This is a genomic window from Shinella sp. M31, assembly GCF_049199205.1.
Lineage (GTDB): Bacteria > Pseudomonadota > Alphaproteobacteria > Rhizobiales > Rhizobiaceae > Shinella.
On the sequence record NZ_JBLZPH010000093.1, the window covers coordinates 1 to 9637 of the forward strand.

The following is a 9637-nucleotide window of genomic DNA, read 5'->3' on the forward strand; positions in this document are numbered from 1 at the left end:
GTCCGCCTCGTCGAGCGCGCCGTTGGAGCCGGCCGTCAGCTTGGCGACTTCGCCCATCATGAACTTCTGGTGCGCCTCGGTCTGCGCGCCGGTCGAGTCGTTTTCCAGAACGATGCCTGCGGCTTCGTCCGGGTTCGCTTCCGCATATTTCCAGCCCTTCATGGAGGCGCGTACGAACTTGACCATCTTTTCCTTGAAGGCCGGGTCCTTGAGCTTGTCTTCCAGCACATAGAGGCCGTCTTCGAGCGTGGCGACGCCCTGGTCCTCATACTTGAAGGTCACGAGGTCTTCCGGCTTGATGCCGGCATCGAGAACCTGACCATATTCGTTGTAGGTCATGGTCGAGATGCAGGCCGCCTGCTTCTGCAGCAGCGGATCGACGTTGAAGCCCTGCTTGAGGACGGTGACACCATCCGGCCCGCCATCGGTCGGGATCTTCAGGTGGCTCATCCAGGAGAGGAACGGATATTCGTTGCCGAAGAACCAGACGCCGAGCGTCTTGCCCTTGAAGTCTTCCGGGCCCTTGACGCCGGATTCCTTCAAACAGGTCAGCATCATGCCCGAGGACTTGAACGGCTGGGCGATGTTGACGAGCGCGACACCCTTCTCGCGGGTGGCGAGTGCGGAGGGCATCCAGTCGACGATGACGTCGGCGCCGCCGCCGGCAATCACCTGCGCCGGTGCGATGTCCGGGCCGCCTGGCTTGATGTCGACGTCGAGGCCTTCTTCCTCGTAATAGCCCTTGTCTTTCGCGACATAGTAGCCGGCGAACTGGGCCTGGGTCACCCATTTCAGCTGGAGCGTCACCTTGTCGGCGGCCTCCGCGTGGAAAGCGGCAAGCGAGAAGGTGCTTGCGAGAAGCATGGATGCAATCGTTTTTTTCATGTCAGTTCCCTCTTTCTTCTTTGTTTTACGCCTGTCCACCACGGACAGACGGATGCCAGAACGTGACGATCCGCTCGACGAGCGCGACCGCCCCATAGAAGGCGGAACCAGCCACCGCGGCAACCGCGATTTCGGCCCAGACCATATCGACATTCATGCGGCCCACTTCCGTGGAAATCCGGAAGCCCATGCCGACGATAGGGGTTCCGAAGAACTCGGCGACGATGGCGCCGATCAGCGCCAGCGTGGAGTTGATCTTGAGAGCGTTGAAGATGAAGGGCCAGGCGGCGGGGAGGCGCAGCTTGACGAGTGTCTGGAACCAGTCGGCGGCATAGGTGCGCATCAGGTCGCGCTCCATATGGCTCGTCGCGGCAAGGCCCGAGACCGTGTTCACCAGCATGGGGAAGAAGGTCATGATGACGACGACGGCGACCTTCGACTGCCAGTCGAAGCCGAACCACATGACCATGATCGGCGCAACCCCGATGACCGGCAGCGCCGAGACGAAATTGCCGAGCGGCAGCAGCCCCTTCTGCAGGAACGGCGAGCGGTCGATGAGGATCGCCACGAGGAAGCCGAGGCCGCAGCCGAGCGCATAACCTGTTATCACGGACTTCAGGAAGGTCTGGCGGAAATCGGCCCAGAGCGTCGGCACCGAGCTGATCAGTCGCGCCCAGATCATGCTCGGCGGCGGCAGCAGAACGGAGGGCACGTTGAAACCGCGCACGATGCCCTCCCACAGGACGAGGATGGTTGCGCCGAAGATCAGCGGCACGGCAATGCGCGCGGCGCGACTGGCGGCCGGGTTCACGAATTTCCGGCGCACCAGCCATTCGTTGAGCGCCCAGGCGGCGAGCCAGAAGACGATGGCGGCGATCAGGATGGAAAGGTTCATGCCTGTGCCCCCATGCGCTTGAGGACGAGGCTATGGGCGAAGCCGACGACAATGACGAGCAGCGCCGCAACCGCCGCCGCCATGAAGAGGGCGGCCCAGATTTGTACCGTCTGGCCGTAGTAGGAACCGGCGAGCAGGCGCGCGCCGAGGCCTGCGACGGCGCCGGTCGGCAATTCGCCGACGATGGCGCCGACGAGCGAGATGGCGATCGCCACCTTCAGCGAGGTGAAGAGATAGGGCATGGAGGAAGGCCAGCGCAGCTTCCAGAAGGTTTGGGCGGCCGAGGCATTGTAGGTGTGCATCAGGTCGAGCTGGATCTGTTCGGGACTGCGCAGGCCCTTCACCATGCCGACGACGATGGGGAAGAACGACAGATAGGTCGAGATCAGCGCCTTTGGCATAAGGCCGGATATGCCGACCGCGTTCAGGACGACGATGATCATCGGCGCGATGGCGAGGATGGGGATTGTCTGGCTGGCGATGACCCAGAGCATCAGCGAGCGGTCCATGGCGCGGTTGTGCACGATGGCGATGGCCAGCAGAATGCCGAGCACCGCGCCCATGCCGAAGCCCATCAGCGTTGCCGAGAGCGTGACCCAGGCATGATAGACGAGGCTGCGCTTCGAGGTGATCGCCTTGTTGACGGTGGTATCCCAGAGTTCGGCGAAGACCTGATGGGGCGCCGGCAGCACGGGCCGCTCCTGCGCCATGGTCTTCGGTAGGAGTTCCAAGAAGTCGATGGTCGTGCCGGCGCGCGCGGCGGTGTCGCGCTCAAAGGGTGCGTTCAGCACCACGACGAAGGCATACCAGAGGGCAATGAGCGCGAGCACCACGGTGCCGATGGGGAGGAGGCGGTCTCTGAGAAAACTGGCTTCCCCCATGGCTCAACTCCGCGCCGTGGTCGGCAGCAGCATCAGCCCCATGGCGAGAATGCCGAGACCAACGCCGGCAAGCTGTGTCTGGCTCAGCCGCTCGCCGAAGAAGAAAAACGCGATGACATTGACCAGCAGCAGCTGCGTGATGGCCGAAAGCGAGATGGCAAGCCCGAGTCCGCCTTCGCGCATCAGCTTCAGCATCATCAGGTTGCCGACGATGTAGAGCGCCATGGACAGCAGCAGATAGAGGATGTTCGTGGTGCCGAGATAGGCGCGCGACGAGGTGGCCGCACCGATGAAAACGGCGGTGGCGCCGAACAGCCAGAGCACGAAGGAGAGCTTCATCAGGCATGCTCCTCGTAACTGTGGCCGGCGCGCAGGCCCTCTCGGACGCGGTGGGCGATTTCGAGGAATTCGGGGGTTTCGCGGATGCCGAGCGGGCGCTCCCGGGGCAGCGGCGAATCGATGACGTCGGTGACGCGGCCGGGGCGGGGGCTCATGACGACGATCTTCGTCGAGAGATAGACCGCTTCCGGGATCGAGTGGGTGACGAAGCATATCGTTTTCTGGGTGGCCTCCCAGAGTTTCAGGAGCTGTTCGTTGAGATGGTCGCGCACGATCTCGTCGAGCGCGCCGAAGGGCTCGTCCATCAGGAGGAGATCGGCGTCGAAGGCGAGCGCGCGGGCAATCGAGGCGCGCTGCTGCATGCCGCCCGACAGCTGCCAGGGATATTTCTTGCCGAAGCCCGTGAGGTTGACGAGGTCGAGCGTGTTGGCGACGCGCGCCTGCTGCTCGGCCTTCGAATAGCCCATGATTTCCAGCGGCAGGGCGATATTCTTCTCGATCGTTCGCCAGGGATAGAGCGCTGCGGCCTGAAAGACATAGCCATAAGCGCGGCGCCTGCGGGCCTCCTCCGGTGTCATGCCATTGACGGTGATGGTGCCGGAGGTCGGCTTTTCCAGATCGGCGATGACGCGCAGGAAGGTTGTCTTGCCGCAGCCGGACGGGCCGATGAACGAGACGAAATCGCCCTTTTCGACATTGAGATTGACGCCCGTCAGCGCCGTGACGGGGCCATCAGCGGTCTGGAAGGTGAGGCCGAGATCCTTTGCACAGACGACGGTATTCGCTGGGGCCATGCTCATCATCTTTCGGCGCCTCGCGCGGCGCGGTTTCGGGCAGACTGCATGTCCCTTCCCGGCATTGCAATCGGCTTTGTCTTCGCTATCACTTTGGGCACGGAATTCTTTCGGGGGAGAGGAAAATGACGGATGAAACGAAAGCCGAGTGCCGGATCGTGCGGCCGGGCAGCACCTATGACGGCAAGCAGGGGTTCAGCTATTTCGAAGGTATCGCGCGGGAAAGCGTCGGTGCCTCGGGCATCTGCATGCATCTTCTGACGATCCCGCCGGGCGGGCGCGCGAAGGCGCATATGCATGAGAGCCACGAGACAGCGATCTATATGCTCTCCGGCGAGGCGCATACCTGGTACGGCGAGCGGCTGGAGCACCACGTGATCGTCAGGGCGGGCGAGATGTTCTACATCCCCGCCGGCGTTCCGCATCTGCCCGCCAACCTTTCCGACCAGCCGGCCTCTGCCGTCATCGCCCGGACAGATCCCCACGAGCAGGAGAGCGTGGTGCTTCTGCCGCATCTCGAGGCGCTGGTTGCGCTCTAAAGGTCTTCGCCCGCCCATTACTTCTTGCACCGCATCAGCGGCCCCCAGCGCGAGCCGTCGGGGAAGCTGATCGTATAGCCGCCATTGTCGGGCGTCAGCGTCAGCTCGTTGGGCGTGACGTCCTCGGAGCCCTCCTCATGGCATTCGGCGGCGATTTTCGTTGCACCGCTGACCTGCTTGCCGCCGCCCTTGAATTCACAATAGGAGACGGCGGTGGTCACGCCCTCTTTGTTGAGTAGGAAGAAGATGTCGGAGCCGGAGGTCTCGCCGGTTTCGGAATAAAGGCAGCCGTCCTTGTCACCATAACTGCCGTCGACGATATCGGTTGCCGCGCCCGCCGGACCGGCGAGCGCAAGGCTGAGAAGGAGTGCGGGGAGGGCGCGGCCGGCCGGCATCAGACGCCGCTCGCCGGAATGCCGCTGCGCTCCACCTTGCGCGGCGCGGTGATTTCCTTCCAGGTCGACAGCGCCTTGCTGACGGCGGCGAAGGGCTCGCGCTTGACGAACTGGCCATGGCCTTCGCGGGTCTTGACCGTGCTCTCCTCGATGGCGACGACGCCACGGGTCAGCGTGTACCGCGGCAGGCCGACGACTTCCTTGCCCTCGAAGACATTGTAGTCGATCGACGATTGCTGGCTCTTGGCGGAAATGGTTTTGGAGCGCTTCGGATCCCACACGACGATGTCCGCATCCGCCCCGACGAGGATGGCACCCTTGCGCGGATAGACGTTGAGGATCTTGGCGATGTTGGTGGAGGTCACCGCCACGAACTCGTTCATCGTCAGGCGGCCGGTGTTGACGCCGTTGGTCCAGAGCATCGGCATGCGGTCTTCGAGGCCGCCCGTGCCATTCGGGATCTTGCGGAAATCGCCCGCACCTGTGCGCTTCTGGTCAGTCGTGAAGGCGCAATGGTCGGTCGCCACCACCTGCAGCGAGCCGCTGGCAAGGCCGGCCCAGAGCGAATCCTGGTGCTGCTTGTTGCGGAAGGGCGGGCTCATGACGCGGCGGGCGGCGTGGTCCCAGTCCTTGTTGAAATATTCGCTCTCGTCGAGCGTCAGGTGCTGGATCAGCGGTTCGCCATAGACGCGCATGCCGTTCTGGCGGGCGCGGCGGATCGCTTCATGCGCCTGTTCGCAGGAGGTGTGCACGACGTAAAGCGGTGCGCCGGCCATATCGGCGATGATGATGGCGCGGTTCGTCGCCTCGCCCTCGACGGACGGCGGGCGGGAATAGGCATGGCCCTCCGGCCCGTTGTTGCCCTCATCCATCAGCTTGGTCTGCATGGCGGCGACCACGTCGCCGTTTTCGGCATGGACGAGCGGCAGCGCGCCGAGTGCGGCGCAGCGCTGGAACGAGGCGAACATCTCGTCGTCGTTCACCATCAGCGCGCCTTTATAGGCCATGAAGTGCTTGAAGGTGTTGATGCCCTTCTCTTCTACGACGGCCTTCATCTCATTGAAGACCTGCTCGCCCCACCACGTCACGGACATGTGGAAGGAGTAGTCGCAATTGGCGCGGGTCGATTTGTTGTCCCAGCGTTTCAGCGCGTCGATGAGCGACTGGCCGGGATCGGGCAGGCAGAAATCCACCACCATGGTCGTGCCACCGGCAAGGCCTGCGCGCGTGCCGCTCTCGAAATCATCGGCTGAATAGGTGCCCATGAAGGGCATCTCGAGATGCACATGCGGATCGATGCCACCCGGCATGACATAACAGCCCGCCGCATCCAGAACCTCGTCGCCCGAAAGGTTAGGGCCGATCTCGACGATCTTCCCGCCCTCGATCTTGACGTCTGCCTTGTAGGTCAGGTCGGCGGTGACAACGGTTCCGCCCTTGATGACAGTGCTCATGTTGGTTCGTTCCCTGTCTTTAATTTTTGCTGGCGCCTTAAGCGCAAGACCGCCCGGCGTGCCGGGCGGGAAAGATCATTCGGCGATGCCCGCCGTCTCGATCACCGCGTGCAGGAGCACATCCGCACCGGCGGCGGCCCATTCCTTGGAAATGTCCTCCGCCTCGTTGTGCGAGAGGCCGCCGACGCAGGGGCACATGATCATGGTGGCGGGTGCGACTTTCGCGGCCCAGCAGGCGTCGTGGCCGGCGCCGGAGATGATGTTCATATGGCTATAGCCAAGGTCTTCGGCGGCCTTGCGCACGGCCGAGACGAGCGTCGGGTCGAAGGTCACGGGATCGAAATGGCCGACGGCCTCGACGGAACAGCCGACGCCGAGCGCGGAGCAAATATTTGGCGCTTCCGCCTCGATGCGGGCGCGCATGCCGTCGAGCTTCGCCTGGTCGGGCGAGCGGATATCGACGGTGAAGACGACCTTGCCGGGCAGCACGTTGCGGGAGTTCGGCGAGAAGAACACCTGGCCGACGCCGCCCACCGCACCCGGCTGGTTTTCCATGGCGACCGTCTGCACCATTTCGAGGATGCGCGCCATGGCAAGGCCGGCATTGACGCGCAGGTTCATCGGCGTCGAGCCGGTATGCGCCTCGCGGCCGGTGAGCGTGAATTCCAGCCACCACAGGCCCTGACAGTGCGTGACGACGCCGATGTCCTTCTTCTCGGCTTCGAGGATCGGGCCCTGCTCGATGTGATATTCGAAATAGGCGTGCATTTTTCGCGCGCCGACCGTCTCGTCGCCGACCCAGCCGATGCGCTTCAGTTCGTCGCCGAAGGTCTTGCCTTCCGGGTCCTTACGGCCATAGGCATAGTCCTGACTGTGCACGCCGGCGAAGACCCCTGAGGCGAGCATGGCCGGGGCGAAGCGCGCGCCTTCCTCGTTCGTCCAGTTGGTGACGACGATCGGATGCTTCGTCCGGATGCCGAGATCGTTCAGCGAGCGGATGACTTCGAGGCCGGCGAGCACGCCGAGCACGCCGTCATATTTGCCGCCGGTCGGCTGGGTATCGAGATGCGAGCCGACGTAGACGGGAAGGGCTTGCGGGTCGGCGCCCTCGCGCGTCATGAACATGTTGCCCATGGTGTCGACGCCCATCGAAAGGCCCGCGCCCTCGCACCAGGTCTGGAAGAGGCGGCGGCCTTCGGCGTCTGAATCGGTCAGCGTCTGGCGATTGTTACCGCCGGCAATGCCGGGGCCGATCTTCGCCATGTCCATGAGGGTGTCCCACAGGCGGTCCGTGTTGACACGCATGTTCTCGCCGGGTGCGGCCATGTCGTATGCTCCCACGTCTTCGGGCTTTGAAAGCCTCAATTTGTTCCCACCGGTTGGCGACGCGATTGTTTGTTTTGCGCCTGTCCGACTCAGCAGTTGCCTTTACTTGATAACTGTCTGATAATTTGACCGGTTGGTAAACATTACAGCTTCCGTTGCGGCACTCAAGCCGAAAAACCAAAAACCTTGAGGTCTCGCCCAAGAAAATGGCGGCTGGTTAAACTGGTGAATTTGGCGGCACTTTTCGCAATCCCGGAAAGCGCCGAGGGGGCAAGATGGCACTACCGAGGGCGGCCAGAACACAGCGGCGCACGCGCATCCAGGAGGCGAAGGAGGAGCAGATCCTCGAGGCGGCGCTGGAGGTCTTTTCGCTGCACGGCTTCCGCGGCGCGACCGTGGACCAGATCGCCGAAGTGGCCGGCATGTCCAAGCCGAACCTGCTCTACTATTTCCGCACCAAGGAGACGATGCACCGGGCGCTGATCACCCGTGTGCTCGACACCTGGCTCGATCCGCTGCGCGAGTTCGACGCGGAGGGCAATCCCGTCTCGGAAATCCGCAGCTATATCAGGCGCAAGCTGGAAATGGCGCGCGATTTTCCCCGCGAAAGCCGGCTTTTCGCCAATGAAATCCTGCAGGGTGCGCCGAATATCGAGGATGAACTGAAGGGGCCGCTGAAAGCGCTCGTCGACGAGAAGGCGGAGGTCATTCGCACCTGGGCGAAGGCCGGCAAGATCGCCAAATGCGATCCCTATCACCTGATCTTCTCGATCTGGTCGACGACCCAGCACTATGCCGACTTCGACGTGCAGGTGCGCGCCGTGCTCGGGCAGGACAATGCCGGGGAAGGGCGGTTCGAGGATGCGGCGCGCTTCCTCGAACAGCTCTTTATCGGCGGGCTCAATGTTAATGAGCAGCCGTCCGAGGTTTAATCGGGCAGGAAGGCCATCAGCGCGAGGCCGCAGGCCGTGACGAGCGCGCCGGCCAGCACCGGAAGGCTCGCCCAGCCGTGCCCGAGAATGCCTTCGAGCAGGATGATGAAGCTCGGCGTGAGGTAGCCGTAGCCGAGAACCTTCGAGGCCGGCAGGCGCATCGAAGCATATTGCAAAAGCAGGAACGTGCCGGCCGTCGTGACGACGGCGAGATAGGTGACGGCGGCGTAGACGGTTAGCGGCAGGGCGGAGAAATCCGTCGCGACGAGGCCGCGGATGCCCGGCGCGATCAGCCAGATCGTGGCGCCGGCCGTGACCCAGAAGCCAAAGGCGACGGCGGGCTCGCCGCGGTCGAAGCGGCGGATCAGCGGCACATAGAGTGCATGGCAGACGACGCCAGCAAAGAAGATCATCTCCCCGGTGCCGACATCGAAGGCGAGGATATCGGCAATGTTACCGCGGAAGATCACCCAGACGGCGCCGGCGGCGGCGATGACGAGGCCGGCGAGCACGCCGGGCCGCGTCTTCTGGCCGAGCACCGGCAGCGCGAAGCCGGCGCTCAAGAGCGGCATCAGGGTAAAGACCGCGCCGGTCGCGACAGGGCTGGTATATTCCAGTGCCGTGAACATGGTGAGCATGTAGATGGCGATCAGCCCGCCAAGCAGGACGAACCGCCAGATCTCCTTCGGCCAAACGGCCGGTACCCGGAAGGCGCCGAAGGCCAGCGCTGCCATGACGACGATGGTCATGATGTAGCGCCAGAGCGTCAGCGGCTCGGCCTCCATGTAGCGCGCCGCAAGGCCGCCGAAGGAGAAGGAGCCGGCAATCAGCACAGCGAAGAGCAGCATGGCGAGATGGCCCTTGAGCTTCTCACGGCCCGTGGCATGGGTGGAGAGGCCCGCGCGGGCCGGCATACGTTTCGTCAAGAAAATCATCCTATTGTCTGCGGCGCGGCATGGTCATAGAGCAAGTCCGGCCAAAGTGCGATGCGGTTTTTCCCGCGTCTGCGCGATGAAGGATCCGGCGCTTCCGCGCCTCACCCCACAGGAAAACCGCAATCGCCACCCATATCCGGCAAGATAGCAAAGGAGAGGCAATGACGACCGGCATCGGCTTCAAGGATACCGACCGCAAGACGAGCGAACTGCTCGAGGACATCATTCACGCGATCAAAGGCGAGCACATTACATTGCGCGA

The 9637-nt window shown here is 63.3% G+C and carries 11 protein-coding genes; 2 read left to right on the plus strand and 9 right to left on the minus strand.

Going from position 1 to position 9637, the window contains the following annotated elements; genetic code table 11:
* The 5 genes from ACOZKU_RS15775 to ACOZKU_RS15795 all read right to left on the minus strand — a co-directional run.
* The coding region (locus ACOZKU_RS15775) for an ABC transporter substrate-binding protein (protein WP_421579654.1) at window positions 1–885 on the minus strand (885 nt) is incomplete at its 3' end.
* A gap of 25 nt (window positions 886–910) precedes the next feature.
* Window positions 911–1780, minus strand: coding sequence for an ABC transporter permease (locus ACOZKU_RS15780; RefSeq protein ID WP_421579655.1), 870 nt, complete (start codon window positions 1778–1780; stop codon window positions 911–913).
* Entirely contained in the window at window positions 1777–2661 is an 885-nt protein-coding gene (locus ACOZKU_RS15785) for an ABC transporter permease (protein ID WP_421579656.1), read from the minus strand. Before ACOZKU_RS15785 ends, ACOZKU_RS15780 begins: the two co-directional genes overlap by 4 nt.
* Window positions 2662–2664: 3 nt before the next feature.
* The gene (locus tag ACOZKU_RS15790; RefSeq protein ID WP_314085867.1) at window positions 2665–3000 is read right to left on the minus strand and encodes a hypothetical protein; all 336 of its coding nucleotides are present in this window, start codon (window positions 2998–3000) and stop codon (window positions 2665–2667) included.
* A complete protein-coding gene (locus ACOZKU_RS15795) occupies window positions 3000–3794 on the minus strand; it encodes an ABC transporter ATP-binding protein (protein ID WP_314085865.1) in 795 nt (264 codons plus the stop codon). The genes ACOZKU_RS15790 and ACOZKU_RS15795 overlap by 1 nt, the downstream gene beginning before the upstream one ends.
* Before the next feature lie 125 nt (window positions 3795–3919).
* On the opposite strand from ACOZKU_RS15795, the gene ACOZKU_RS15800 reads away from it, so the two are divergent.
* Window positions 3920–4333 carry a cupin domain-containing protein gene (locus ACOZKU_RS15800; RefSeq protein ID WP_421579657.1) on the plus strand — a complete coding sequence of 138 codons (414 nt, stop codon included), beginning with the start codon at window positions 3920–3922 and terminating at the stop codon, window positions 4331–4333.
* A gap of 17 nt (window positions 4334–4350) precedes the next feature.
* Here the strand turns inward: ACOZKU_RS15800 and ACOZKU_RS15805 are convergent, their stop codons facing one another.
* The 3 genes from ACOZKU_RS15805 to ACOZKU_RS15815 form a co-directional block, all read right to left on the minus strand.
* Entirely contained in the window at window positions 4351–4728 is a 378-nt protein-coding gene (locus ACOZKU_RS15805) for a hypothetical protein (protein WP_421579658.1), read from the minus strand.
* Entirely contained in the window at window positions 4728–6182 is a 1455-nt protein-coding gene (hydA, locus tag ACOZKU_RS15810) for a dihydropyrimidinase (protein ID WP_421579659.1), read from the minus strand. The genes ACOZKU_RS15805 and hydA overlap by 1 nt, the downstream gene beginning before the upstream one ends.
* A gap of 75 nt (window positions 6183–6257) precedes the next feature.
* Window positions 6258–7508 carry a Zn-dependent hydrolase gene (locus ACOZKU_RS15815; protein WP_421579660.1) on the minus strand — a complete coding sequence of 417 codons (1251 nt, stop codon included), beginning with the start codon at window positions 7506–7508 and terminating at the stop codon, window positions 6258–6260.
* A gap of 275 nt (window positions 7509–7783) precedes the next feature.
* Between ACOZKU_RS15815 and ACOZKU_RS15820 the strand changes: the two genes are divergently transcribed.
* A complete protein-coding gene (locus ACOZKU_RS15820; RefSeq protein ID WP_421579661.1) occupies window positions 7784–8440 on the plus strand; it encodes a TetR family transcriptional regulator C-terminal domain-containing protein in 657 nt (218 codons plus the stop codon).
* Here ACOZKU_RS15820 and ACOZKU_RS15825 read toward each other — a convergent pair.
* Entirely contained in the window at window positions 8437–9366 is a 930-nt protein-coding gene (locus tag ACOZKU_RS15825) for a DMT family transporter (RefSeq protein ID WP_421579662.1), read from the minus strand. The genes ACOZKU_RS15820 and ACOZKU_RS15825 overlap by 4 nt on opposite strands.
* Window positions 9367–9637: the final 271 nt, after the last annotated feature.